23 protein-coding genes are annotated in these 25,809 nt (G+C 72.7%); 12 read left to right on the forward strand and 11 right to left on the reverse strand.

The window, feature by feature from the left end; genetic code table 11:
• The first annotated feature begins 62 nt into the window (after positions 1-62).
• The 3 genes from ACZ6JY_RS38250 (at position 63) to ACZ6JY_RS38260 (ending at position 4,345) form a co-directional block, all read left to right on the forward strand.
• Positions 63-548: a hypothetical protein gene (locus tag ACZ6JY_RS38250; RefSeq protein ID WP_469203789.1), complete on the forward strand. Its 486-nt coding sequence runs from the start codon at positions 63-65 to the stop codon at positions 546-548.
• A gap of 98 nt (positions 549-646) precedes the next feature.
• Positions 647-2,371 (forward strand): multicopper oxidase family protein, encoded by a 1,725-nt coding sequence (locus tag ACZ6JY_RS38255; RefSeq protein WP_469203854.1) that lies wholly within the window; start codon positions 647-649, stop codon positions 2,369-2,371.
• Between the two features lie 213 nt (positions 2,372-2,584).
• On the forward strand, positions 2,585-4,345 hold the full coding sequence (locus ACZ6JY_RS38260) for an NAD+ synthase (protein ID WP_469203791.1): 1,761 nt from the start codon (positions 2,585-2,587) through the stop codon (positions 4,343-4,345).
• Between the two features lie 95 nt (positions 4,346-4,440).
• Here ACZ6JY_RS38260 and ACZ6JY_RS38265 read toward each other — a convergent pair whose 3' ends face one another.
• On the reverse strand, positions 4,441-5,655 hold the full coding sequence (locus tag ACZ6JY_RS38265) for an MFS transporter (RefSeq protein WP_469203793.1): 1,215 nt from the start codon (positions 5,653-5,655) through the stop codon (positions 4,441-4,443).
• 160 nt (positions 5,656-5,815) lie between these two features.
• The gene (locus ACZ6JY_RS38270) at positions 5,816-6,847 is read right to left on the reverse strand and encodes an endonuclease/exonuclease/phosphatase family protein (RefSeq protein ID WP_469203795.1); all 1,032 of its coding nucleotides are present in this window, start codon (positions 6,845-6,847) and stop codon (positions 5,816-5,818) included.
• Positions 6,848-7,222: 375 nt separating this feature from the next.
• Here ACZ6JY_RS38270 and panB point away from each other — a divergent pair, with 375 nt between their 5' ends.
• The 3 genes from panB to ACZ6JY_RS38285 all read left to right on the forward strand — a co-directional run bounded on the left by panB (position 7,223) and on the right by ACZ6JY_RS38285 (position 10,716).
• Positions 7,223-8,104 (forward strand): 3-methyl-2-oxobutanoate hydroxymethyltransferase, encoded by an 882-nt coding sequence (gene panB / locus ACZ6JY_RS38275; RefSeq protein ID WP_469203797.1) that lies wholly within the window; start codon positions 7,223-7,225, stop codon positions 8,102-8,104.
• Between the two features lie 768 nt (positions 8,105-8,872).
• Positions 8,873-9,892 carry an ATP-binding cassette domain-containing protein gene (locus ACZ6JY_RS38280; protein WP_469203799.1) on the forward strand — a complete coding sequence of 340 codons (1,020 nt, stop codon included), beginning with the start codon at positions 8,873-8,875 and terminating at the stop codon, positions 9,890-9,892.
• Positions 9,889-10,716, forward strand: a complete 828-nt coding sequence (locus tag ACZ6JY_RS38285) for an ABC transporter permease (RefSeq protein ID WP_469203800.1) — start codon at positions 9,889-9,891, stop codon at positions 10,714-10,716. Before ACZ6JY_RS38280 ends, ACZ6JY_RS38285 begins: the two co-directional genes overlap by 4 nt.
• Before the next feature lie 108 nt (positions 10,717-10,824).
• On the opposite strand, the gene ACZ6JY_RS38290 is transcribed toward ACZ6JY_RS38285, so the two are convergent.
• Entirely contained in the window at positions 10,825-14,160 is a 3,336-nt protein-coding gene (locus ACZ6JY_RS38290) for an AfsR/SARP family transcriptional regulator (RefSeq protein WP_469203802.1), read from the reverse strand.
• A gap of 80 nt (positions 14,161-14,240) precedes the next feature.
• Positions 14,241-14,837 carry a DUF6578 domain-containing protein gene (locus ACZ6JY_RS38295; protein ID WP_469203803.1) on the reverse strand — a complete coding sequence of 199 codons (597 nt, stop codon included), beginning with the start codon at positions 14,835-14,837 and terminating at the stop codon, positions 14,241-14,243.
• Between the two features lie 106 nt (positions 14,838-14,943).
• On the opposite strand from ACZ6JY_RS38295, the gene ACZ6JY_RS38300 reads away from it, so the two are divergent.
• Positions 14,944-15,747, forward strand: a complete 804-nt coding sequence (locus tag ACZ6JY_RS38300; protein WP_469203804.1) for a site-2 protease family protein — start codon at positions 14,944-14,946, stop codon at positions 15,745-15,747.
• Positions 15,748-15,769: 22 nt separating this feature from the next.
• Here ACZ6JY_RS38300 and ACZ6JY_RS38305 read toward each other — a convergent pair whose 3' ends face one another.
• The 3 genes from ACZ6JY_RS38305 to ACZ6JY_RS38315 all read right to left on the reverse strand — a co-directional run bounded on the left by ACZ6JY_RS38305 (position 15,770) and on the right by ACZ6JY_RS38315 (position 17,940).
• Positions 15,770-15,967, reverse strand: coding sequence for a hypothetical protein (locus ACZ6JY_RS38305; protein WP_469203805.1), 198 nt, complete (start codon positions 15,965-15,967; stop codon positions 15,770-15,772).
• 126 nt (positions 15,968-16,093) lie between these two features.
• Positions 16,094-16,810, reverse strand: coding sequence for an NADPH-dependent F420 reductase (gene npdG / locus ACZ6JY_RS38310; protein ID WP_469203806.1), 717 nt, complete (start codon positions 16,808-16,810; stop codon positions 16,094-16,096).
• 38 nt (positions 16,811-16,848) lie between these two features.
• The gene (locus ACZ6JY_RS38315; protein WP_469203807.1) at positions 16,849-17,940 is read right to left on the reverse strand and encodes a sialidase family protein; all 1,092 of its coding nucleotides are present in this window, start codon (positions 17,938-17,940) and stop codon (positions 16,849-16,851) included.
• 79 nt (positions 17,941-18,019) lie between these two features.
• Here ACZ6JY_RS38315 and ACZ6JY_RS38320 point away from each other — a divergent pair, with 79 nt between their 5' ends.
• Positions 18,020-18,622 (forward strand): hypothetical protein, encoded by a 603-nt coding sequence (locus tag ACZ6JY_RS38320; RefSeq protein WP_469203808.1) that lies wholly within the window; start codon positions 18,020-18,022, stop codon positions 18,620-18,622.
• A 76-nt stretch (positions 18,623-18,698) separates the two neighbouring features.
• Entirely contained in the window at positions 18,699-19,982 is a 1,284-nt protein-coding gene (locus ACZ6JY_RS38325; protein ID WP_469203809.1) for an MFS transporter, read from the forward strand.
• A 55-nt stretch (positions 19,983-20,037) separates the two neighbouring features.
• On the opposite strand, the gene ACZ6JY_RS38330 is transcribed toward ACZ6JY_RS38325, so the two are convergent.
• On the reverse strand, positions 20,038-20,265 hold the full coding sequence (locus tag ACZ6JY_RS38330; RefSeq protein WP_469203810.1) for a hypothetical protein: 228 nt from the start codon (positions 20,263-20,265) through the stop codon (positions 20,038-20,040).
• A 75-nt stretch (positions 20,266-20,340) separates the two neighbouring features.
• Between ACZ6JY_RS38330 and map the strand changes: the two genes are divergently transcribed.
• Positions 20,341-21,198 (forward strand): type I methionyl aminopeptidase, encoded by an 858-nt coding sequence (gene map / locus ACZ6JY_RS38335; protein ID WP_469203811.1) that lies wholly within the window; start codon positions 20,341-20,343, stop codon positions 21,196-21,198.
• Positions 21,199-21,221: 23 nt separating this feature from the next.
• Here the strand turns inward: map and ACZ6JY_RS38340 are convergent, their stop codons facing one another.
• Positions 21,222-21,884: a PhzF family phenazine biosynthesis protein gene (locus ACZ6JY_RS38340; protein ID WP_469203812.1), complete on the reverse strand. Its 663-nt coding sequence runs from the start codon at positions 21,882-21,884 to the stop codon at positions 21,222-21,224.
• Positions 21,885-21,986: 102 nt separating this feature from the next.
• Here ACZ6JY_RS38340 and ACZ6JY_RS38345 point away from each other — a divergent pair, with 102 nt between their 5' ends.
• Entirely contained in the window at positions 21,987-22,973 is a 987-nt protein-coding gene (locus tag ACZ6JY_RS38345) for an SCO2278 family lipoprotein (protein ID WP_469203814.1), read from the forward strand.
• A gap of 71 nt (positions 22,974-23,044) precedes the next feature.
• On the opposite strand, the gene ACZ6JY_RS38350 is transcribed toward ACZ6JY_RS38345, so the two are convergent.
• Together ACZ6JY_RS38350 and ACZ6JY_RS38355 are read right to left on the reverse strand one after the other, a co-directional pair.
• On the reverse strand, positions 23,045-23,770 hold the full coding sequence (locus tag ACZ6JY_RS38350; protein WP_469203816.1) for a bifunctional DNA primase/polymerase: 726 nt from the start codon (positions 23,768-23,770) through the stop codon (positions 23,045-23,047).
• A 127-nt stretch (positions 23,771-23,897) separates the two neighbouring features.
• Positions 23,898-24,536 (reverse strand): TetR/AcrR family transcriptional regulator, encoded by a 639-nt coding sequence (locus ACZ6JY_RS38355; protein WP_469203818.1) that lies wholly within the window; start codon positions 24,534-24,536, stop codon positions 23,898-23,900.
• Between the two features lie 283 nt (positions 24,537-24,819).
• On the opposite strand from ACZ6JY_RS38355, the gene ddaH reads away from it, so the two are divergent.
• Positions 24,820-25,653, forward strand: a complete 834-nt coding sequence (gene ddaH, locus ACZ6JY_RS38360) for a dimethylargininase (protein WP_469203820.1) — start codon at positions 24,820-24,822, stop codon at positions 25,651-25,653.
• Positions 25,654-25,809 lie beyond the last annotated feature (156 nt).

The raw sequence follows: 25,809 nt of genomic DNA on the forward strand, positions 1-25,809 counted from the left end.
GATCGAGGTCGCGGCGGGACCCCGCACACCATCGGATACCCGGCGGGGGTAGGGTTCCGCGCATGGCGAGGACGACGCGGAACCGCACGGGCACCGGGCAGTTGCTGCTGCTCGCCGCGCTGCTCCTCGGCATCGTCACCATGCATACGTTGGGGCATCCCTCGCAGCCCACGAGCGATACGGCCACCGCTTCGGCCCCGGCCGCCGCCCCCGTCCCGGCCGCAGCCTCCGTCACATCTCACGGTGCCGACCACGATGCCGGTCCCGGCGCCGGTCCCCGTGGCGGTCACGACACCCGCGTGGCCGCGCCCGCCCCCGACTCCCCGCACGGCATGACGCACGACGGCCATGGCGGCATGTCCATGGATCCGCTGTCCGTGTGTCTCGCGGTGCTCGGGGCCTTCACGCTCGTGGTCCTGGTGCGGGCGGGCCTCTGGCGGCCCGGCGGGACGCTCGCGCGCGCCCCGGCGGCCGGGCGCCTCCTCTACGGGCCCCGGCCGGAGCCGCCGCCCGTCGTGCTCTCCCGCCTGTCGGTGCTGCGCCTTTAGGCCGGCGCACCGGCTGCTTCACGGTGCGACCGGAAGCAGCAGACGCGCCCCTTCGCACGCACCACACGACGAGGTGTCACTCAGCCATGCGCACAGCGATGCACGCAACCACGACCACAACCACTCCTACGGCCCCGCGTGACGAACCCCCGCGCGCCCCCTCGCGCCGCGCCCTCCTCGGGGCGGCCGCCGCCGTCGCCGGGACGGGAATCCTGACGGCCTGTACGGACTCGGCCTCGGACTCGGGCCACGGCGGCGGGCACGGCCGCTCCGGCGCGCCCGGCCCGGATGGCTACGTCGACCCGGCGGGCCCCGAGGTCGCCGCCGCCGAGCGGAAGCGGGCCGGCGGCGGCCGCGTCCGCGAGGTGAAGCTGACGGCCATGGAGGCCAGGCTCGACCTCGGCGGCCCCACGGTCAGGACCTGGGCGTACGGGGACACGCTGCCCGGCAAGGAGGTCCGCGTCACCGCGGGCGACACCCTGGCCCTCACCCTCGCCAACCACCTCCCCCGGGCCACGTCCCTGCACTGGCACGGCGTCGCCCTGCGCAACGACATGGACGGCGTCCCCGGCCTCACCCAGCAGGACGTCAAGCCCGGGGCCGACTTCACGTACCGCTTCGCGGTCCCGGACCCGGGGACGTACTGGTTCCATCCGCACTCCGGCACCCAGCAGGACCGCGGGCTGTACGCGCCGCTGATCGTCGAGGATCCGAAGGAGCCTCTCCAGTACGACAAGGAGTGGGTGGTCGTCCTGGACGACTGGGTCGACGGGGTCGACGGCTCCACCCCGGACGGCGTCCTCGCCGAGCTGCGCAAGGGCATGTCCGGCCACGACATGGGCGGCGACGGAGACGGCGGCGGGGACGGCGGCTCGGGCGGCATGGACCACGGCGGCCACGGCATGGCGGGCATGTCGCACGCGGCGGCCGGGACCGCGCCCGCCCCGGAGCCGTCCGCCCCGAAGCCGTCAACCCCGGAACCGTCCGGCCCCTCCCGGATGATGATGGGCGCCAGGAGCGACCTGCTCGGGGGTGACGCGGGCGACGTCGCGTACCCGTACTACCTGATCAACGGGCGTACGCCGAAGGCCCCGGTCCAGTTCCGCGCCCGCCCCGGCGACCGCGTCCGGCTGCGGATCATCAACGCTGGCGGCGACACGGCCTTCCGCGTGGCGCTCGGCGGGCACGAGATGACCGTGACGCACACCGACGGCTTCCCCGTGGAGCACGCGAGGACGGACGCGCTGCTGCTCGGCATGGGCGAGCGGTACGACGTCCTGGTCACCGCGGGGGACGGCGCCTTCCCGCTGACGGCGGTGGCCGAGGGCAAGAAGGCGTCGGCGCTCGCGGTGCTGCGCACGGGCGGCGGGGCGGCGCCGACCGCTTCGGCCCGCCCGAAGGAACTGAAGGGCCGCCTCCTCACGGCGGACGAGCTCAGGGCGGCCGAGTCCGTCGCCCTGCCCTCGCGGAAGCCGGACCGCACGGTCAAGCTCCGGCTCACGGGCGGTATGGCGAAGTACGACTGGGCCTTCGACAAGAAGCCCTACTCCCCCGGCAGGCGCCATCCGCTGCGGGCGGGCGAGCGGGTCCGCCTGGTCTTCGCGAACTCCACCTCGATGTGGCACCCCGTACATCTGCACGGCCACACCTTCGCCCTGTCGAACGTGGTGGGCGGCCCGCGCAAGGACACGGCGATCGTGCTGCCCAACGCCACCCTGACGGTGGACTTCGACGCGGACAATCCCGGGCTGTGGATGATCCACTGCCACAACGTCTACCACGCGGAGGCGGGCATGATGACGGTCCTCGGCTACCGCTCGTAGCCTCGTCAGGGGCGCCTCGTCAGGGGCGCGGGGGACTGCGCGAGCAACCACCGAAGAAGCCGCGGACGCGTCTGCCGGGATCCCCGCAGACGCGTCCGCGGCTTGTCGCGCGCTGAGCGCGCAGTCCCCCGCGCCCCCTGACGGGGCCCCCGGCCCGGCGGTCCAAGGCGCCCCGCCAGGTATCGCGTCGCTCTGACGATTACACTGGAGCGCGTGCCTCAACTACGCCTCGCCCTGAATCAGATCGACTCGACCGTCGGCGATCTCGCCGGGAACGCCGAGGCGATCGTCCGCTGGACCCGGCACTCCGCCGAGCAGGGAGCGCACCTCGTCGCGTTCCCCGAGATGGCGCTGACCGGGTATCCCGTCGAGGACCTCGCGCTGCGGTCGTCCTTCGTCCAGGCCTCGCGGAAGGCGCTGCACGCGCTCGCCGCGAGGCTGCGGGACGAGGGCTTCGGCGAGCTGCCGGTCGTCGTCGGCTATCTCGACCGCACCGAGGAGGCCAAGCCCCGCTACGGCCAGCCCGCGGGCGCGCCGCGCAACGCCGCGGCCGTGCTGCACCGCGGCGAGGTCGTACTGACGTTCTCCAAGCACCACCTGCCGAACTACGGCGTCTTCGACGAGTTCCGCTACTTCGTGCCGGGCGAGACCCTGCCGATCGTGCGGGTGCACGGCATCGACGTCGCCCTCGCCATCTGCGAGGACCTCTGGCAGGACGGCGGCCGCGTCCCCGCGACCCGTACGGCAGGGGCCGGTCTGCTGCTCTCCGTCAACGCCTCGCCGTACGAGCAGGACAAGGACGACCAGCGGCTCGACCTCGTCCGCAAGCGCGCCCAGGAGGCCGGCTGCGTCACCGCGTATCTCGCGATGATCGGCGGGCAGGACGAGCTGGTCTTCGACGGCGACTCGATCGTCGTCGACCGGGACGGCGAAGTCATCGCGCGGGCCCCGCAGTTCGCCGAGGGCTGTGTCGTCCTGGACCTGGAGCTGCCCGCCGCCGCCCCGACGCCGCCGTCCGGTGTCGTGGACGACGGGCTGCGCATCGAGCACGTCACCCTCTCCGAGGAGCCCCTGCCCCGTTACGAGGCGGAGCTGACCGGTGGGTACGCCGAGCGGCTCGACGACGACGAGGAGGTGTACTCGGCGCTGGTCGTGGGCCTGCGGGCGTATGCCGCGAAGAACGGTTTCAGCAGCGTCCTGATCGGCCTCTCCGGCGGCATCGACTCGGCGCTCACGGCGGCCATCGCCTGTGACGCGCTCGGCGCGCAGAACGTGTACGGGGTCGCGATGCCGTCCCGCTACTCCTCCGAGCACTCCATCAGTGACGCGGAGGAGCTTGCGCGCCGCACCGGCTGCAACTTCCGCACGGTCTCGATCGCCCCGATGTTCGACGCGTACATGGGCGCGCTCGGTCTGACCGGGCTCGCCGAGGAGAACCTCCAGTCGCGGCTGCGCGGCACGATGCTGATGGCGCTCTCCAACCAGGAGGGCCACATCGTGCTCGCGCCGGGCAACAAGTCCGAGCTGGCGGTGGGGTACTCGACGCTGTACGGCGACTCCGTGGGCGCGTACGGCCCGATCAAGGACGTCTACAAGACGGCGATCTTCCGGCTCGCGCGGTGGCGCAACCGGGCGGCCGAGGAGCGCGGGCAGACGCCGCCGATCCCGGAGAACTCCATCAGCAAGCCGCCGAGCGCGGAGCTCCGTCCCGACCAGGTCGACACGGACTCGCTGCCCGACTATCCGGTGCTCGACGGCATCCTGGAGCTCTACGTCGACAAGGACCAGGGCGCCGACGCGATCGTGGCCGCCGGTTACGACCGTGAGCTGGTCACGAAGACGCTGCGGATGGTGGACACCGCCGAGTACAAGCGGCGCCAGTACCCGCCGGGCACGAAGATCTCCGCGAAGGGCTTCGGCAAGGACCGGCGGCTGCCGATCACCAGCCGCTGGCGCGAGACCGCCGCGGGCTGAGCCCTGCGGCGATTGGCGACCGGCGACCAGCGACCGGCGACCGTGGGACCGACCGTGGGGCCTGCCCCGCTTCGGCGGAGCAGGCCCGCGGGCTCTCAGTGGCTGGACGACTCGTACACGCGGGACGGGCCCGAGGCCACCAGGCGCTCGCTCCCGTGCGCCGGGGCCCTGCGGTCCACCAGGTAGGCCACGGCGGCCACCGCGAGGCCGAGGACCGCGAGGACGGCGCCCGTGACCGCGGGCGAGGTCACGCCGAATCCGGCCGCCAGGGCGAGCCCGCCGATCCAGGCACCGCCCGCGTTGGCGAGGTTGAACGCCGCCTGGTTGGCGGACGAGGCCAGGGACGGGGCCGCCGACGCCTTCTCCATGACCATGAGCTGGAGCGGCGAGCCCGTGGTGAACGCCGCCATGCCCAGCAGCGCCACCGCGAGGGCCGCGCTCCAGCCGGTGCTCATGAGGAGCGGGAAGAGGGCGAGCACGACGGCCAGCGCGATGAGGCCGCCGAAGAGCGTGCCCCGCAGGGAGTGGTCGGCGAGCCGCCCGCCGAGCAGGTTGCCCGCGGTGGCGCCCACGCCGAACAGCGCGAGGAGCACGGTGACGCTGGACTCCGTGTAACCGGCGGCGTCGGTGAGCATCGGCGTGATGTAGCTGTACGCGGAGAACAGCGCGCCGAAGCCCGCGACGGTCGTGCCGAGGGCCAGCCACACCGGGCCGCTCGCGAGCGCCCGCAGCTCACCGCGGATGCCGACGGCGTCGCCGTGGCCGTGGTCGGCCGGGACGAGCAGGGCGAGCGCGGCGATGGCGGCGAGCCCGATGGCGCTGACCGCGAGGAACGTGGCGCGCCAGCCGAGCTGCTGCCCCATAGCGGTGGCCACGGGCACGCCGACGATGTTGGCGACGGTCAGGCCGAGGAACATCAGCGAGACCGAGCGGGCCTTGCGCTCCGGGCCGACGAGCCCGGTGGCGACGACCGCGCCGACACCGAAGAAGGCTCCGTGCGGCAGACCGCTGACGAAGCGGGCGGCAAGCAGTGAGGTGTTGTCGGGGGCGACGGCGGAGAGCGCGTTGCCGACGACGAAGAGCGCCATCAGGCCGATCAGGACCCGGCGGCGCGGCAGCTTCGCGGTGACGGCGGCGAGCAGCGGGGCACCGATGACGACGCCCAGCGCGTACGCGGACACGAGGTGACCGGCGGTGGGGATGGATATGTGCAGGTCGTCGGCGACGTTGGGCAGCAGGCCCATCATCACGAACTCGGTCGTGCCGATGCCGAAGGCGCCCACGGCGAGGGCGAGCAGGGCCAGGGGCATGAAGAAGTACCTTCCACGGAGCAGAGGGGGACGGAGCGGGACGGAATCCGTAAGTTTACGTACGGAACAAAGTCTCGCGTACCCAGTATTCCGTGAGGTCAAGATCAGACGACAACGGCGTTAATACGGGCGGGAGCGGGGCTACGACGACGGGAGCGGGCTACGACGAGAGGTCGACGCGCGCCGCGATCGGGAGGTGGTCGCTGCTCGTCTCCGGCAGCGTCCAGGAGGAGACCGGCTCCACGCCCTTGACCATGATCTGGTCGATGCGCGCCATCGGGAGCGACGCGGGCCAGCTGAAGCCGAAGCCGTCGCCCGCCGCGCCCTGCGTGGAGCGCATCTGGGAGGTGACCGCGTTCAGGGCGCGGTCGTTCATCGTGCCGTTCAGGTCACCGAGCAGGACGACCTTGCCGAGCTTCTCGTCGGCGATGGCCTCGCCGAGCGCGTCGGCGCTGTTGTCACGCTGGTTGGCGGTGAAGCCCGCGTCGAGCTTCACGCGCACCGAGGGCAGGTGGGCGACGTACACGCCGACCTCGCCCTTGGGCGTGGCGACCGTCGTACGCATCGCGCGGACCCAGCCCAGCTTGATGTCCACGGGCCTGCTGTCGGTCAGCGGATACTTGCTCCACAGGCCGACCGTGCCCTGCACCGAGTGGTACTTGTACTGACCCGCGAGGGCCTTCTCGTACGTGGGGACGGCGTCCGCGGTGAGCTCCTCCAGCGCGACCACGTCGGCGCCGGACGAGGCGACGTCCTTGGCGGTGCCCGTCGGGTCGGGGTTGTCCGCGTTCACGTTGTGCGTGGCCACCGTGAGGTCGCCGCCGGTGCCCGACTTGTCGCTGATCAGGCCGCCGAAGGAATTGCACCAGATGATGGTCGGCAGCAGCAGGGTGATCAGCGCGGTCGCCGACTTGCGGACCACGGCGATCACGAGCAGCACCGGGACGAAGAGGCCGAGCCAGGGCAGGAACGTCTCGGTCAGGCTGCCGAGGTTGCCCACGCTGTTGGGGATCTGCGCGTGGAACAGCATCACCAGCGCGATCAGGCCCGCGGCACCCGCCGTGACCAGGCCGCGCCGCCAGATGCCGCGGTCACCGCGCCAGCCGTCGAGCAGGCGCCGGAACCACGAATCCGGGCGCTCTGGCGCCGGGCCGCCGCTGTCCGTCTCCGTCACATAAGCCTGCTGCGCCATGCCTTCGTCGCCTCACTGACTGCCGTGCACACCGTCACTCCGCCCCTGAAACCCTAGGCGATGATCGGTGTCGTTCCTGCCGTTCGCGACGGCCGTACTCGCACGAGGACGAGCGGAACCGCGCGCGGGGTTCCTGAACGACGTGTGGGAGCGCCTGCTGTGACGAAACGCGCATATTCGCCCCCGGTTCGCCGGTTCGCCGGAGGGGCGGTTCGCCGGAGGGGCGTAGGGGCGAGGGGCGGGCGCAGGGCCTTCCGGTTCCTCGCGGAGCCCGGAGGGAATCCGTACTAGCCCCGGGGCGGCACCTGGTGCCACCATGGAGGTGGTCCGGGGACGCCGTCAGGGCGCCTCGAGATGACAGAAGGAGCCGTTGCGATGACGCAACTTTCGGCTGCCCAGACGAGCGCCGACGCCCGGCGGAGCCCCGACAGCAGCAAGGCGCTGTACGGCGGCAAGGGCACCCGGCGCATCACTGTGCGCGACATCACCGCCGCCAAGGAGCGCGGCGAGAAGTGGCCCATGCTGACCGCCTACGACGCGATGACCGCGTCCGTCTTCGACGAGGCGGGCATCCCCGTCATGCTCGTCGGCGACTCTGCGGGCAACTGCCACCTCGGGTACGAGACGACCGTGCCCGTCACCCTCGACGAGATGACCATGCTCTCGGCGGCCGTCGTACGGGGCACGAGCCGTGCCCTGATCGTCGGCGACCTGCCGTTCGGCTCGTACCAGGAGGGCGCGGTCCAGGCGCTGCGCTCGGCGACCCGGCTGGTGAAGGAGGCGGGCGTCGGCGCGGTGAAGCTGGAGGGCGGCGAACGCTCCCTGCCCCAGACCGAGCTCCTCGTCCAGTCCGGCATCCCCGTCATGTCACACCTCGGCCTGACCCCGCAGTCCGTGAACACCATGGGCTACCGGGTACAGGGCCGCGGCGACGAGGCGGCGCACCGGCTGCTGCGGGACGCCAAGGCCGCGCAGGACGCGGGCGCGTTCGCCGTCGTACTCGAACTGGTCCCCGCCGAGCTGGCCGAAGAGGTCACGCGCTCCCTCCAGGTCCCGACCGTCGGAATCGGCGCGGGCGCCTCGTGCGACGCGCAGGTCCTGGTGTGGACGGACATGCTGGGCCTCACGTCCGGCAAGATGCCGCGCTTCGTGAAGCAGTACGCGGATCTGCGGGGCGTCATGACGCAGGCGGCGAGGGCGTTCGCGGAGGACGTGGTGGACGGTTCGTTCCCGACCCCGGAACACGCGGTCCACTAGGCCTACGCGGCCGCGTGAGCGGTGCCTTCCCGGCAAGGCCTTGCGGCCACGTGAGCGGGCCTTCGCGGCAAGGCCTTGCGGCCGCGTGAGGGGGGCCTTGCGGCCGCGTGAGCGGGGCCTTGCGGCCACGTGAGCGGGGCCTTCGCGGGCTGCGTCAGCCGTGCCGGCGGAGCCTCGCGGTCATCTGAACCATCGCGGCACCATGGCAGCCCGTCGATTTCCCCCGTCGACGGGCTGTCCGCGGTTTCCCCCCGGGGGCCTCACCTGGTCCGCCGCTTCGCGCCGGTCCGTCTCCCACCCACCCGCCCGGCACCCGGTGGCGATCCCCCACCCCGCCGCTGACGCGGCGGATCTCTCCCACCCACCCGCCCGATACGCCGCGGCTGAACGGCTACGTAGGGGCAGCCGGCCGCCCCGAGCAAGCGGCTGAGCGGGGGCGACGTGAGCGCCGCTGGACAGCCGCCGAGAAACGACCGAGCAGGCAGGAGACGACCGGCGCGAAGCGACGGGACAGGGGATTGCCGCCGGGAAACGGGCGGGCGGGTGGGAGTCATCCGGCGCGAAGCGGCGGGGCAGGGGACAGCCGCCGGGTGCCGGGCGGGCGGGTGGGAGAGGTCCGGCGCGGAGCGGCGGGGTAGGGGACAGCCGCCAGGTGCCAGGTGGGAGAGGTCCCTGCGAGGCCCCCCGAGGGCCACGCTGAAGGCGGGACGCCCGCACTGTCGGTGAGATGTCGGCCAATTGTCGGTGCCGCCTGGCATCTTGTTCCCCATGACACGAATCGACAAGAACCCCGGCAGCGCAGGGAGCGCGGTCACCGTAAGGGGACTGGTCAAGCACTACGGCGAGACCAAGGCACTGGACGGCGTGGACCTCGACGTACGCGAAGGCACCGTCCTCGGCGTGCTCGGCCCCAACGGCGCCGGCAAGACCACCCTCGTGCGCTGCCTCTCCACCCTCGTCACCCCCGACTCGGGCACGGCCTTCGTGGCCGGGTACGACGTCGTCAAGCAACCCCGTCAGCTCCGCCGGGTCATAGGCCTCACCGGTCAGTACGCCTCCGTGGACGAGAAGCTCTCCGGCCGCGAGAACCTCTACATGATCGGGCGGCTCCTCGACCTCTCCCGCAAGGAGGCCAGGTCGAGGGCCGACGGCCTCCTTGAGCGGTTCTCGCTCACCGAGGCGGCGAACCGCCCGGCCAAGACGTACTCCGGCGGCATGCGCCGCCGCCTCGACCTGGCGGCGTCGATGATCGGCAGCCCCTCCGTCCTCTACCTGGACGAGCCGACCACCGGCCTCGACCCCCGCACGCGCAACGAGGTGTGGACCGAGGTCAAGCGCATGGTCACCGAGGGCGTCACCGTGCTGCTCACCACGCAGTACATGGAGGAGGCCGAGCAGCTCGCCTCCGAGCTGACCGTCATCGACCGCGGCAAGGTCATCGCCAACGGCGGCATCGACGAGCTGAAGGCGAAGGTCGGCGGCCGCACCCTGCGCATCCGCCCGGCCGACCCGCTGGAGCTGCACCCGCTGGCCGGCGCGCTCGACGACATGGGCCTGACCGGCCTCGCCACCTCCACCGTGGACACCGAGTCCGGCACGGTCCTGGTGCCGATCCTCAGCGACGAGCAGCTCACCGCCGTGGTCGGCGCAGTCACCGCACACGGCATCACGATCGGCTCGATAGGCACCGAACTGCCCAGCCTGGACGAGGTGTTCCTCTCGATCACCGGCGAGAAGGCCAGTGCCCCGCAGGACGCCCGCCCCGAACTCGAGGAGGTTGCCGTATGAGCAGCACCACTCTCACGCCGCCCCTCCACCAGGGAGAGGCCGACGCCCGTATCGGTCCCCGCGACCACGTGCGGCACACCAGCGCGCTGGTCCGCCGCAATCTGCTGTGGATCCGTCAGGACCCGGAGTCGATGCTCGACGCGATCCTGATGCCGATCATCTTCACGCTCCTGTTCGTGTACGTCTTCGGTGGCTCCATCGGGCAGGCGCTCGGCGGCGGTCAGGACGCGTACGTGCAGTACGTGGTGCCGGGCATGATGGCGATGATGAGCATGAACATCGCCATGGCCGTCGGCACCGGCTTCAACCAGGACTTCCAGAACGGCATCATGGACCGCTTCCGCACCCTGCCGATCGGCCAGGGCTCGGTGCTCTTCGCCAAGATCGTGGTGGAGCTGATGCGGATGCTCGTCGCGACGGCGGTCATGATGGTCGTCGGTGTCCTGGTGGGCTTCGACATCACCAACTGGGGCGGCCTGCTGGCCGCCGTGGGCCTGTCGGCGCTGTTCGGCTCGGCCATCATGTGGATCTTCCTGGTCCTCGGGGTATCGCTGAAGAGCGCCCAGTCCGTGCAGGCGATGGGCTTCCTGGTCCTGATGCCGCTCCAGTTCGGCTCGTCGATCTTCGCGCCGACCCAGTCCATGCCGGGCTGGCTCCAGGCCTTCACCGACTACAACCCGCTCTCCTCGCTCGCGGACTCCGCGCGCGGCCTGATGGTCGGCGGTCCCGTGGCGCACGACGTGTGGGTGACGGTCGGCTGGTCGGTGGTCCTCACGCTGGTGATGGCCCCGATCGCGATCCACAAGTTCCGCACCAAGAGCTGACCTGCGGGCGCGGGGGGGGGGCGGACGACGCGCCCGGGCCGTACGACGAGGCCATGACGACGAAGCCGTACGGCCAAGGCACTCGGCCAAGCCGACCGTAAGGCCGCGTCACGCGTCGCAGAGGGCGATGGCCTCGTCCACCGACAGGCCGTCGCCCTTCGCGTACGCGTCCTCGTACCGCGCGGTGCCCAGCGCCGCGCGGGCGAGGCGTTCGGCGGTGTCGCGGATGTCCCGTTCGGTGGCGTTCGGCGAGTGGCCGGGCGGCAGTTCCCGCTCGGCGGCCGCCAGGAGGCGCGCGGCGTCCTCGGCCCGGCCGCCGTCGTCCAGGGACGCCATGGCGAGGGCCGCGATCCACAGGTGGACGGCCTCGCCCTGCGGGGCGACGACCCGGGCCAGCGCGTCCCGGCTGCCCGCAAGGGCCTCGCCCGCCATGGCGAGCCCCTGCGCGGGCCGGCCGTCTAGGGTGGCGATCCAGGCCTCGATTCCGAGCACGAAGCTGTCGAAGACCGCGTAACCGATCAGGCTGAACTCGTTGCGGAGCAGGTCGAGTTGTTCGCGCGCCTCGGCGACCCTGCGGGCGCGCCCGAGGCCGCTGACGAGGAAGAGCCGGGCCGCGGGGACCGCCTCGCCGAAGGTGGCGCGGCCGCTGCTCTCCAGGATCTCCCGCAGCAGCGCCTCGCCCCGTTCGAATTCGCCCGACTCCAGCAGGGCCGAGCCGAGGCGGGCCTTGAGGACGGCGACCTGGGCCTGGGCGCCGAGCCGGGCGGAGTACTCGGCGGCGGCCTCGAAGTCCGCGGCGGCCAGGGCGAACTCCCCCCGCTGCTCATGGGACTCCCCGCGCGCCGAGAGCGCCTCGGCTATGCCCCACACGTCCCCGAGCTCCTCGAAGGCCCGTAGCGCCTCGTCCGCGTCGCGTCGGGCGTCGCCCGCCCAGTCGACGCGGTTGGCGAGGATGTTGGCACGCGTCTGGAGGGCGGCGGCCAGTTCCCACCGGTAGCCGAGGGCACGGCAGGCGGCGACGGTCTCATCGAGGGTGGCGCGCAGCATTTCCACGTCGCCGCCGAGGAGCACCGCGAAGAACCAGAGGTTGCCCGGCGTGCGGCAGGTCTGCGGCAGTCCTGGGCGGTAGACGGTCCTGATGCCGCACAGTTTCTCCTCGGCCTCCAGCGTCTGCCACTCGTCCATGTCCATGTCCATGCACGAGAGGTGGAGCAGGTGGGCCCCGCGGCGGGCCTCCTGGAGGACTTCGGGGCGCATCGGCGGCGGTGCGGCCGTGCACGGCTCGTACAGGGGCGGCGCGGAGACGTAGGGCGGGGCGAAGGGGTCGGGGCCGAGGGCGGTGACGTCGCGGGACCAGTTGCGCGTCTCCATGCGCAGGCCGCGTATCTGCCAGTACCAGGAGAGGGAGAGCACGAGGCAGAGCGCCTCCTGTTCGTCCCCGGCGGCCACGGCGTGCCGCAGGGCGGTGCGCACGTTCTCGTACTCGGTCTCCAGGCGCTCGACGGCGGCGCGCTGCCCGCGTCCGCGCAGTTCCGGGTCGGTGGTCCTCGCCACCTCGCGGTAGTGCGTGAGGTGCGCGCGCTCGGCCCCCGCGCGGTCGCCCGCCTCGTCGAGCCGCTCGCCCGCGTACTCGGCGACGGTCTCCAGGAGGCGGTAGCGCATGCCGTCGCCCGATATGGGCGAGGGGGCGGCGACGACGAGGGACTTGTCGACGAGGGAGCCGAGCAGGTCGGCGACGTCGTACGCGGCGTCGGCCGTGGCGCACACCTCTTCGGCGGCCGGCAGGTCGCAGCCGCCGGCGAAGACGGAGAGGCGGCGCAGCACGGCACGTTCGGCGTCGTCGAGCAGCTCCCAGGACCAGTCGACGACGGCCCGCAGGGTCTGCTGGCGGGGCAGGACCGTGCGGGCGCCGCTGGTGAGGAGCCGGAAGCGGTCGTCGAGGCGGTCGGCGATCTGGCGCGGGGTGAGCATCCGCAGCCGGGCGGCGGCCAGTTCGATGGCGAGCGGAAGGCCGTCGAGGCGCCGGCAGATCTCGGCGGCGGCGTCCGGGTCGTCGTCGACGGTGAACCCGGGTCTCGCGGCGGCGCCGCGCTCGGCGAGCAGGCGCAGCGCGACCGGCTCGGGCAGCGGCTCGACGGGGCGCAGCGATTCGCCGGGGACGCCGAGGGGTTCCCGGCTCGTGGCGAGGATGCGCAGGTCCGGGCAGCGGGCGAGGAGCTCGTCGGCGAGGTGGGCGGCGGCCTCCACGACGTGCTCGCAGTTGTCCAGGATGATCAGCATGCGGCGCCCCGCGCAGTGTTCGACGAGGCGGACCACGGGGTCCTCGCCGTGCCGTTCGGAGAGGGCCCGCATCTCCTCGGCGCCGGCGCCGCGCAGCACGGTCTCGCGGGCGCCGAGCGCGGTGAGGATCGCCTCGGGCACGTCCGCGGGGTCCTCGACGGGGGCCAGCTCGGCCAGCCACACGCCGTCCGGCAGGTGCCCGGCGACGGCTTCGGCCGCTTCCTGCGAGAGCCGTGTCTTCCCCGCCCCGCCGGGGCCGAGCAGCGTGACGAGCCGGGCCCGCGTGAGGTCGTCCCGCAGCGCGTCGATGTCGGCCTCGCGTCCGACGAAGGAGGTCAGGCGGGCGCGGAGGTTGCCGGGCCGCAGCGGACGCTCACCCGTGCCGGGCCGGTGCGGACGCTCGCCCGTGCCGGGACGTTCGGGTGCGCGGTCGGGCGACGGCCCGGGGGCGCGGAGCAACTCCTCGTGCAGCGCGCGCAGTTCGGGGCCGGGGTCGGCGCCGAGCCGGTCCGCGAGGACGCGCCGCACGCCCTCGTACGCGGCCAGCGCCTCCGCCGCGCGTCCGGCGTCCCTGAGCGCGCGCAGCCGCAGGACCTGCAACGGCTCGTCGAGCGGGTGGGTGTCGCACAGCGCGCCCAGCTCGGGCAGGACCTGCTCCGCCTGCCCGAGGGCGAGGGCGGCGGCCATCCTGGCGCGGCGGGCGTCGAGGCGGCGCGCCTGCCAGCGGGCGGCTTCGGTCGCGCGGTCGGGCAGGTCGGCGAGGGGTTCGCCGACCCACATCGCGAGCGCGTCGTCCAGGAGCCCGGCCGCCTTCGCCGCGTCCCCGTCGGCCAGCGCGCCGCCGCCTTCGCCCACCAGCCGGTCGAAGCGAAACACGTCCACGTCGTCGGGGCTGGCGCGGAGCAGGTAGCCGCCGTCGACGGAGGCGATGGCGTCCGCCCCCAGCGTCCTGCGGAGCCTGCCGACCAGCGCTTGCAGTGCGCCCGGCGCGTCCGCGGGGGGCTCGGCGGCCCAGACCTCGTCGACCAGGGCCTGGGCGGGCACCGCGCGGCCCGCGCGCAGGGCGAGCACCGTCAGGAGTGCGCGCAGGCGGGGGCCGCCGACCGCGACGGGGGTGCCGTCGGGGCGGATGGCCTGGGTCGAGCCGAGGAGGCGGTAGCGCACGGCCCCATTGTCGCCTCCGCGCGCCCCGCCGCCGCCACGCGCCCGTCCGCCCACCGCCTCGCCTCCTGCCGCGCCCGCGCCTACGCCCCCGGAACCTCCAGTTCCACCAGTACGCCCGTCTCCCCGCGCTCCCGCCCTCGCCCCTCCCCCGGCAGTTCCTCCCGCCGGAACCACTCCGGGCACCGCTCGACGGGACGCAGCCCGCGCACGCCGGGCACGGGCTCGTACGTCCGTGAGCCCGTGAAGGTCTCGGCGAACTCCTGCGTCACGACGTGGATGGCGCGGACCCGCCCTGCCGTGGCCGGCCACCGGTCGCCGTGCCGCTCGACGGTGAGCAGACCGGTGAGCCGGGCCCGCTCGGGCCAGGGCTCCGGACGGTTCCACGGGACGGTCACGCCGCGGTCCCGCACGACGGAGGGCTCGAAGGGCTCCTCGAAGCCGTCGTCGGCGTCCTCCACGCCGCCGTCCTCGTCCTCGTCGGACCAGTTCCCCTCGATGGTGGCGAGCGCCTCCACAGGGCCTTCGAGTTCGCTGAGGTCGGCCGTCCAGGCCGTGTCGTGGTGCTCCTCCACGAGCAGCAGGGGCCACGCCACCTCGTCCCCCACCGCGAAGGGAGTGCCGCAGCACTCCATCTGCCAGTCCTCGTACAGGACCTTCCACACCACGTTCCGCGTCATGGTGTCCAGACTCCCCGGAACTCCGCACACGGCGCGAGACGTTTTCGCCGTACGACCCGGTACGGTCGGGCTCGCCCGGCCGTCGTCATCCTTGGAGCACCGCCCCATGACCACCGCATCTGCCCGCAGCAGTGACCGGCGGGTCAGCCCCGTCTTCCTGGGGATCGCCGCCGTCACGGCGGTCTCGGGCTGGGCCGCCTGGACCGGTTTCGCCGACAATTCCGGGCTCGCCGTGTTCCTCTTCGTGACGGCGGCCTGGATCGTCTCGCTCTGCCTGCACGAGTACGCGCACGCCCGCACGGCCCTGCACAGCGGCGACATCTCGATCGGCGCGAAGGGCTATCTGACCCTCAATCCGCTGAAGTACACGCACGCGCTGCTCAGCATCGTGCTGCCCGTGCTGTTCGTGATCCTGGGCGGCATCGGACTGCCCGGTGGCGCGGTCTTCATCGAGCGGGGCCGGATCCGGGGCCGCTGGCGGCACAGCCTGATCTCGGCGGCGGGCCCGCTGACGAACGTGGCGTTCGCCGTGATCTGCACGGCACCGTTCTGGCTCGACGCCCTGGACGGCGTCCCCGACGCGTTCCGCTACGCACTGGCGTTCCTCGCGCTGCTCCAGGTGACGGCCGCGATCCTGAACTTCCTGCCCATCCCGGGCCTGGACGGCTACGGCGTGATCGAGCCCTGGCTCTCGTACAAGATCCGTCGCCAGGTGGAGCCGATCGCGCCGTTCGGGCTCATCGTGGTCTTCGTGATCCTGTTCATCCCGTCGGTCAACGCCGCCTTCTTCGACGCGATCGACGCGGTCCTGGGGGCCCTGGGCGTGGAGGAATGGGACACGTACTGGGGCCGGGAGCTGTACCAGTTCTGGGAGGGCTCGCAGGAGGTGCCGCCGAGGCCGGCCTTCTAGGCGGTGGCGTCCGGCCGGCCTTCTAGGCGGTGGCGTCCGCGGCCCGCCGGGCGTCGCGCTCGGCCTTGCCCCGGCGGAGGTAGAACCACGCCATGTTCGAGGAGAGGCCCGCGAGCAGCACCCAGACGACGCCGAGCCAGCTGCCCTGCGCGAAGGAGATCACGGCCGCGACGACGGCGAGCGCACAGACCACGAGGGCGTAGATGGCGAGGCGGGGCATGGGGGGCGGCTCCTGTCGGGTGCGGCGCGGGCGCCTGGGCGTATTGCGGACGTACCCGTCCAGTGTCCCCCATGTGTTCCCCATGCCCGCCCGCGCCCCGCACCAGAAGGCCCTGCGGCCCCGTGGCTACACGTCGGTGACCCGCAGGCCCGCGTGCGCCTTGTAGCGGCGGTTGACGGAGATCAGGTTGGCTACCAGGGACTCGACCTGGTGGGCGTTGCGCAGCCGCCCGGCGAAGACGCCGCGCATGCCGGGGATGCGGGCGGCGAGCGCCTGCACCACGTCGGTGTCGGCGCGCTTCTCGCCGAGCACCATGACGTCGGTGTCGATCTCCTCGACGTCGGGGTTCTGGAGCAGCACCGCCGACAGGTGGTGGAAGGCGGCCGTGACGCGGGAGTCCGGCAGCAGGGCGGCGGCCTGCTCGGCGGCGCTGCCCTCCTCGGGCTTGAGCGCGAAGGCGCCCTTCTTGTCGAAGCCGAGCGGGTTCACGCAGTCGATGACGAGCTTGCCGCTCAGCTCCTCGCGCAGCGCTTCGAGGGTCTTGCCGTGGCCCTCCCACGGCACGGCGACGATCACGACGTCGCTGCGCCGCGCGCACTCCGCGTTCTCGGCGCCCTCGACGCCGAGGCCGAGCTCCTCGGCGGCCGTCCGCGCCCGGTCCGCGGCCCGGGAGCCGATGATCACTTTCTGTCCGGCGCGGGCGAACCGGTAGGCGAGGCCGCGCCCCTGGTCGCCGGTGCCGCCGAGGACACCGACGGTCAGCCCGGAGACGTCGGGCAGCTCCCAGGGGTCCTTGGCCGGGGCCTTCGCGGGGGCGTTCTGCGCACTGTCTGTAGAGGTCATGGGGTGACCTTACTTACCGGTCACGGCTGGTTACGCGGTTACACCAGTTCCCCCAGCGGAATCCGCCGGAACGTGATCGTCTCGTACGCGCCGAAGTCCCCCGTCTCGTAGAGCAGCCCGACGGTGTCCTCGTCGAGGCGTACGAGATCGGAGTACGCGGCGGGCAGCCCGTCGACGGTGTGGGCGGTCTGCCACGTGGTGCCGGAGTCGGTGCTGCGGCGCACGGTCATCATGGCCCGGAAGCCGGGGTCGGCGGGTCCGGAGAAGAGCAGCGCGTCGGGGTCGCGGAGCCGCAGGACGCTGCCCTCGACGACGGGTCCGGTGAGGCAGGCCTGCGGGCGGAACGGTTTGACGAGGGTCTGGCCGCCGTCCCGCGAGTGGGCGTCGGCACGGTTGCCGGGGGCCGGTGAGTCGTTGCGGGTGTTGAGGTAGAGGCGGCCGTCGGGGAGTTCGGCGGCGGTGGTCTCGTTCACGTTGACGTAGCCGTTGGTGTTGTCGTCGACGTAGCCGATGCGCCAGGTCGCGCCCGCGTCGTCGCTGAGCAGGCAGTGGCCGCCGTTGTACTTGCCCTCGGTGCCGTTGTCCCGGCCGGCCGGCGGGAGCGAGTGGTTGGCGGGGACGACGACGCGGCCGGGGTGTCCGGAGGCGCCGGTGAGCTGGATGGCGTGGCCGGGCGTGGTGGCGTACCAGCGCCAGTTCGGTCTCTTCACCTGGCCGGTGATCTCGCGCGGGGCGGACCAGGTGCGGCCGTCGTCGTCGCTGTGCTGCACCCAGACGCGCCGCCCGGCGGCGGCGGAGACCGTGCCGCGGCGGATGGCGTCCTCGGTGGCCGCGGCGGCGTTCCGTACCTGTACGAGCAGGACGCGGCCGGTGTCGAGGACGACGGGGGCGGGGTTGCCCGCGAGGTCGTCGCCGTTCTTGCCGACGGTCTGGAGCGGGCCCCAGGTGCGGCCGCCGTCCGTGGAGCGCTTGAGGACGACGTCGATGTTGCCGAAGTCCTCCTGTGAGCCGACGCGGCCCTCGCAGAAGGCGAGGACGGTGCCGGAGGCGGTGGTGACGACGGCCGGGATGCGGAAGCTCGCGTAGCCCTCGCGGCCGGCCCTGAAGGGAACAGATGTCTCAACAGTCATCCCCCGGCCTTCCCCACCATGGGGGAATTCCGGGTGAACTCCGGGTCAACACTGAACTGTTGGGGCAGGATGCGACGCCATGGACGCCGTACGGGTCGCGCTGCTGCGCGAAGTGCTCGCAGGGACCGAGTGGCTCGGCGCCACCCGCCGCTTCGCGGGCACGCTGCGCGCCGGCGTGGTGCCGCACGGCGGCGGGCTGCTCCTCGTGGGCACGGAGGCGTACGAACCCTGGCACCTCGCCGCGCACCTGGTGGACGAGGCGGCCTGGTCCGGTACGCCGGAACTGACCCCCACGCTGGTGCGCCACCGGGTCCACGCCTCCGACCCGGCGCATCTGTCGACCGGGCTCGGCAGGATCGAGGCGGCGCGGCGCGGCGAGACGCTGCTCGTCGTGGCGCCGGACGCGCCGGGCGGGGAGCTGCTGACGCGCGTGCACGACGCGCGGCGGGCCGGCGCCACGGTCCTCGCCCTCGGTTCGGGGGACCGCGACCTGGCCGCCCTCTCGCACGAGTCCCTCGCCGTGCCGGAGGACCCCGACCTGGACCTGGACACGGTGCAGCACCTGGTGAGCGCGGCGGCGGGGGAGAACGCGCTGCCCGAGGCGCGCGGGCGCCGACGGCTGCGGGACCGGCTCTCGCGCCTCGCGGATCAGCTGACGTCACCGCCGCCGACGCGGTGGTAGACGGCGGTCCCACGGGGTGAGGGGCGGGGGAAATTCGGTTGCCCGGGGTGTCCGGCGGCGCCGAACATGAGCTTTCGTGCCTCTCTCCACGATCCTGCCCGACCTCTCCCCCTGGCGTTCCACCCGGGACTTCCGGCTGCTGTGGGTGCAGGGGCTCGTCACCTACTTCGGCAGTTTCATGGCGATGGTCGCGCTGCCGTTGCAGATCAAGGAGCTGACGGACTCGCCGCTCGCGGTGGGCGCGATGGGCGCGGTCGAGCTGGTGCCGCTGATCGTCTTCGGGCTCTACGGGGGTGCGCTCGCCGACGCCGCCGACCGCCGCAAGGTGATCCTCCTGAGCGAGGCGGCGCTCGGCCTGCTGGCCATGATCCTGCTGGTCAACGCGTTGCTGCCGGAGCCGCTGCTCTGGCCGCTGTACGTCGTCGCGGCCGGTGTCGCCGCGCTCTCCGGGCTCCAGCGGCCCGCCCTCGACTCGCTCATGGCGCGGATCGTGCCGCACGACCAGCTGACGGCGGCCGCCGCGCTGAACTCGCTGCGCTGGAACGTGGGCGCCATCGCGGGGCCCGCGCTCGCCGGCCTGGTCGTCGCGTACGCCGGGCACGCGTCCGCGTACGCCGTGACGGTCGCCGGTTTCGCGGTCTCGGTCCTGCTGTGCACCCGGCTCTCGCCCGCGCCCGCCGCGGACCACGCGGAGAAGCCGTCGCTGCGCGGCATAGCGGAAGGCGCTCGGTACGCGTGGTCGCGTCCTGTCCTGCTCGGCACGTACGCGATCGACATGGCGGCGATGTTCTTCGCCTTCCCGAACACGATCTTCCCGTTCCTGGCGGACGAGCTCGACGCCGAGTGGTCGCTGGGGCTGATGTACGCGGCGGGAGCGGTCGGCTCGCTGCTCCTCAGCCTGACCAGCGGGTGGACGTCGCGGATACGCAGGCATGGGCTGCTCGTGGTGTTCGGCGCGGCCGGGTGGGGCCTGGCGATCACGGCGGCGGGCTGGTCCGGCGACGTGTGGGTGGTGCTGGGGTGCCTGGTGCTCGCGGGCGCGGGCGACATGCTGAGCGGTCTGGGCCGCTCCACGATCTGGAACCAGACCATCCCGGACGAGCTGCGGGGCCGGCTGGCCGGCATCGAGGTCCTCTCGTACAGCGTGGGCCCGCAGCTCGGCCAGATGCGCGCGGGCGCGGCGGCGGGCTGGACCGGCACGCGCCCCGCCATCTGGACGGGCGGCCTGGCCTGCGTGGCCTCGGTGGCCGTCCTTGCGGCGGCCCTGCCCCGCCTCATCTCCTACGACGCGACGACGGACCCCGACGCGAGGCTCCGCCGGGAGCGGGAGGAAGCCCCGGGGCGGGCCCCCACGGCGTAGCCACGGCAGGCGCGGTCACGGGGCGGCTGAGCCGCGGGGCGGCCCGGCGGTGGGGTCAATCCTCGTCGCCCCGTCCGACCGTGTCGTGCCACCGCGGGTCGTTCTCCCACTCCAGGTTCCGTTCCGCGGCGGTCCGCATCGCCTGTTCCGCGTCCGCCCGCGACGCGTAGGGGCCCATGCGGTCCTTGCCGGGGCAGTCCGGGCCCTCCTCGACCTTGTGGTGCTCCAGGCAGTAGAACCACTCGCCCGGCTTGCCGGCCGTCCGCTTCTTGAACAGTGCCATGACTCACGTCCTCTCGTACCCGCCCGCGTCCTCTGACGCCATGCTGCCCCACCGGGGCTGGCTAGACTCGCTGGCATGTCTGGCCAGTCACTGCTCGTACCCGGGGAGCTCTCCCCCATCCGTTCCGTACCCGGCAACATCAAGCGCCCGGAGTACGTGGGGAAACCCGCCCCCACCCCGTACACGGGGCCCGAGGTGCAGACCCCCGAGACCATTGAACTCATGCGCACGGCGGGCCGCATCGCCGCCCGTGCCATGGAAGAGGCCGCGAAGCACATCGCGCCCGGCGTCACCACCGATGAGCTGGACCGTGTGGCGCACGAGTACATGTGCGACCACGGCGCCTACCCCTCCACGCTGGGCTACCGCGGCTTCCAGAAGTCGCTGTGCAGTTCGATCAACGAGGTCATCTGCCACGGCATCCCCGACTCCACCGTCCTGCGCGACGGCGACATCATCAACCTCGACGTGACGGCGTACATCGGCGGCGTGCACGGCGACAACAACGCCACCTACCTCGTCGGCGACGTCGACGAGGAGTCCAGGCTGCTCGTGGAGCGGACCCGGGAGTCCCTCAACCGCGCCATCAAGGCCGTCAAGCCCGGCCGCCAGATCAACATCATCGGCCGGGTCATCGAGTCGTACGCCAAGCGCTTCGGCTACGGCGTGGTGCGCGACTTCACCGGCCACGGCATCAACTCGTCCTTCCACTCCGGCCTGATCGTCCCGCACTACGACAGCCCGCACGCCACGACCACCATCCAGCCCGGCATGACGTTCACGATCGAGCCGATGCTGACGCTCGGCACGTACGAGTACGACACGTGGGAGGACGGCTGGACCGTCGTCACCAAGGACCGCAAGCGGACGGCGCAGTTCGAGCACACGCTGGTCGTGACGGACACCGGGGCGGAGATCCTCACGCTGCCCTGACCCCCGGTCGGTGCCCGGAGGCGTCACGTGAGGCGAACCCGTCCTCCCACCTCGATCAGCCCCTCCGGTCCTGGCGCCGTCAGGATCTGTGAGCCGCGGCCCTGCGTGATGTTGAGGGCGCGGCCCAGTTCGTGGGTGAGGAGGAGGGCCGCCGCGCCTGTCGCCTCGTCCTCGGTGATGCCGTCGTCGCGGCCGGGGAACGCTCTCGCGCGCACCCGTCCCGCGGCCTCGTCCTCCCAGGCCCAGGCGTAGATCCACTCCCCCGGCGGCGGCACGTCCAGGGCGTCGACCTCCGCCGCGCTCGCGTACCTGCACAGCGTCCTCGGCGGGGCCCACCGCGCACGGGCCGAGATCCACGTGAACTCGCCGTCCTGGCGGGCCTCCACCACTCCTGCCGGGGTCACGAGCTCGGGCACGTCCAGGAGCCAGGCCGTGCCGACGCAGGGGTGGCCGGCGAAGGGCAGCCGCAGGGTGGGGGTGTAGATGTCGATGACGCCCCGCTCGGGGTCGTCGACGAACACCGTCTCGCTGAAGCCGAGTTTCGCCGCGAACGCCTGGCGGTCGGCCCGGGCGCGCAGGCGCTCCCCGTCGCGTACGACACCGAGTTCGTTGCCGTGCCGGCCGTCGGGCCCGCAGAAGACGCGCAGGACGTCGAAGCCGCCGGACGCGTCGATTCGTTCAGTCACCCGGGCATTGAAGCACCGCCGCGGGAGTTGTGACCCGCCGCCGACGCCCGCGCGGGCCCCGGTAGGGTTCGGGCCCGGGTAGGGCGAAGGCGAAGGGACCCCATGAGTAAGGTGCGCAGGCCGCTCGGCATCGGCCGTCCGGTCGCGACGGCGGCCGCGGCGACCGCCCTGGCGATGACGGCGACCGGTTGCGTGACGGTGCACGGCGAGCGGGAGATAGTCCCGGCGGCGACGAAGGCCGAGGCGCGGGGCGCGCTGAAGGACTTCCTCGCCGCGTACAACAAGGCGGACAAGGAGCTGGACCCCGCGCTGGACGCGGGCCGGATCACCGGTCCGCTGGGCGCCATCAACCAGGCGGGCCTGAAGTCGCGGAGCGTGCAGAACCCGGACGGCAACAAGAACCACGTGCCGCTGGAGCTGACGGACGTGAAGTACGCGATCCCGAAGAAGGCCGGCTGGCCCCGCTGGTTCGTCGCCGACACGCGTGCCAACCGCCGCGAGGACATGCGCTGGCTCCTGGTCTTCACCAAGGGCGGTCCCGACCAGCTCTGGGAGGCGTCCTACCTGAACCTCGTGGCGCCCGACGACGTACCGAAGCTGAAGAAGGACAAGGACGGCTGGGCCGTGCCGGTGGCGGCGGGCGACGCGGCTCTCGCGGTGGCGCCGAAGGATCTCGGCAAGGAGTACACGGCGTTCCTGAAGTCGGGCGGCTCCGTCTTCGAGCCGGGGCCGCACACCACGAAGTGGAAGACGCTCCGCGACCGCAACACCAAGCGCCTCGGGGTGGGCGTGCAGTACCTCGACTACCCGATGAACGGCGGAACGTTCGCGCCCGTGGGGCTGCGGACCCAGGACGGTGACGCGATGGTCTTCTTCTCCACGCACCACTACGAGAAGCAGACGCCGTCCAAGGGGCTCGACCTCAAGCTCGACCCGGACGTGAAGGCCCTCCTGAAGGGCGACGCCAAGCAGGCGGTGACCCTGGAGCGCGTCTCGAACCAGGTCGTCGTCGACCCCGCGAAGTCCGGCGGTGACAAGGTCGCCTTCATCGGCCGGATCCAGGGCCTCACCGGAGCCAAGGGGGAGTAGCCCCCCGCCGCGGCCCGCCCGCGGGGGCCGCGGGGTCGCGGGGGCCGCGGGGGCCGCGGGGGTCGCGGGGGTCAGCCCCGCAGCGGCCAGGCGGCGGTGTCGTTCTGCGGCTCGCCCGCGACCCTGGCGCATTCGTCGGTGAGCGTCTCCAGGAGCGTCAGCGGGTCCGGCAGCGGATGCTCGGGGCCGCGCACCCAGCGCATCCCCTGGTCGCCGGGGAGCGTGGCGGGCGGTACGAGGACGTAGGAGCCGCGGCAGTGCCAGCGCAGGCCGGGGTGCTCGTCCATCGTCTCGGGGTGGCAGTCGAGCTCACACGGCCACCACTCGTCCTCGTCCTCGGGGGTGCCGCGGGTCGCGGTGTAGAAGAGCACGCGGCCGTCGTCCGACTCGGCGACCGGGCCGACGTCGATGCCTGCGGCGAGCAGCCGCTCCATGGCCTGACGGCCGGCGTCGAGGGGCACGTCGAGGACGTCGTGGACCATGCCGGTCGCGGTGATGAAGTTGGCCTGCGGCTGGTGGCGGGCCCAGCGCTCGATCTGCCCGGAGTCGGTCGTGGACTGCGTCTGCCAGGCGAAGGAGACCGGGTGCCGGGCGGGCGTGGGGCAGCCGACGCGGTCGCACGAACATCGGTACCCCGAGGGATACGCGGCCGGGGCGAGCGGGAAACCGGCCGCCGCGGAGGCGAGCAGCAGATCCTCGCGGGCCCGGTCATCCGCCGCCGTGTCCTTGGGAGGCCGGCGCAGCCACTGGGAAAACCTGCTTCGCCCGCCGGACCGGCTGCCGAACTCCGCGCCCATCTAGCCCCTCACCTCGCCGTTGTGCCGAAAGCATGACCCATGGTCCCACCATCCTGCGCTTCAGGGGGCCGGAGCTCACAACCGGGGTGACCGGGACGACAGGAACCTCGGGCGACATTCCGCATGATTACGCACGAGAAGGGGTGATGCCGTACAGCGCGTACTCGACGAGCTTGTCCACGTAGGCGTGGGTGAGGGGGCCCGAGCGCATCAGCCAGCGCTGGGCCAGCGGGCTCGCCCACAGCTCCAGGGCGATGCGGGGGTCGACGTCGGGCAGTACGTGCCCCGCGTCCTGGGCCTTGCGGATCCGCCTGACGAACAGCTGGAGCTGCGGTTCGAGGAGCTTCTCCACGAACTCGGCGCCGACCTCGGGGTTGAGGAGCCCCTCGGCGGCGAGCGCGCGGTAGGGCGCGTCGTACTTGGGGTCGTTGAACTCGTCGACGGTGGCGCGCATCACGTGCTTGAGGTCCGCCTCCAGGTCCCCGGAGTCGGTGATCTCGGTCTGGACCACCTCGTGGCCCGCCTTCTCGCTCGCCTCGGCGCCGGCCTGCTCGGCGAGGTCGAGGAAGGCGTCGAGCAGGACGGCGCCCTTCGACGGCCACCAGCGGTAGATCGTCTGCTTGCCGACGCCCGCGCGGGCCGCGATGGCCTCGATCGTCAGCTTGGCGTATCCGGTCTCGTGGACGAGGGCGAGGGCGGCGTCGTAGATCGCGCGGCGGGAGCGTTCGCTGCGGCGCGTGGAGTCAGGAGCGGTCTTCTGGGCCATGCCTCCGAATGTAGCAGCGCCGAACCGAGACGTACCGTCTCGACAATACGCGACGTCTCGCCGGGGGGGGTGTGGGCCGCCACGCAGGCAGGGAGGCAGGGAGGCAAGCGCTCAGGCACGGAAGCGAAGGTTCGCGCAACCACCCGTTCGGTGCACAGCGCGGATGCTTCTCACACCGCACCATGGCAGCAACTGCCCCACAACCGGCGGCTTCTGCCTCACCATGGGCAGAGCTGACCCAACCCGGGGCAGCAACTGACCCTGCGGTCGTGAGGAGCCCTCTTTGTCCCGTAGTCCTCGCTCTCCTCGGCGCGCCACACCCCGGCGCTATCTGATGTGCTCACCGGCACACTTCAAGGTCACCTACTCCATCAACCCCTGGATGGATCCCGCCAAGCCCGTCGACGTACCACTGGCCGTCGCCCAGTGGGAAGACCTGCGTGACCGCTACCGCTCGCTCGGCCACACCGTCGAGGAGCTCACCCCCCGCCCCGAGCTGCCGGACATGGTCTTCGCGGCGAACGGCGCGACCGTCGTCGACGGACGGGTGCTCGGCGCGCGCTTCGCCCACCGCGAGCGCGAGGCGGAGGCCGCGGCCCACCTGGAGTGGTTCCGCGCGCACGGCTTCGCCGAGGTGCACGAACCCGTCCACATCAACGAGGGCGAGGGCGACTTCGCCGTCACCTCCTCCTACGTCCTGGCCGGGCGCGGCTTCCGGGCAAGCCCGCTCTCGCACGGCGAGGCGCAGGAGTTCTTCGGCCGCCCGGTCATCGGCCTCGACCTGGTCAACCCCCGCTACTACCACCTGGACACCGCGCTCGCCGTCCTGGACGACGCGGCGGACGAGGTCATGTACTACCCGGCCGCCTTCTCGCCGGGCAGCCAGGCGGTCCTGCGGCGGCTCTTCCCCGACGCGCTGATCGCCGAGGAGCCGGACGCCGAGGCGCTCGGCCTCAACGCCGTCTCCGACGGCCACCACGTGCTGCTCCCCCAGGCCGCCGTGGGGCTCTACGAACCGCTGCGGGCCCGCGGCTTCGAGCCCATCGGGATGGATCTGGGCGAGCTGCTCAAGGGCGGCGGCAGCGTGAAGTGCTGCACCCAGGAGCTACGGGCCTAGCTCCGCCCCCCGGCTCCGCCGGACAGAGCCGGAGCGGTCGCGGGGGGGGGCGTGAGGGGGGGGGGGGGGGGGGCGGCCCGGCGGTGGTCCACTAAAAGGTCACAACTGGGTCCCCACCCCCCCCCCGACCCCCCCCCCCCCCCCCCCCCCCCAACA

Source organism: Streptomyces sp. NPDC046335, from assembly GCF_055587985.1.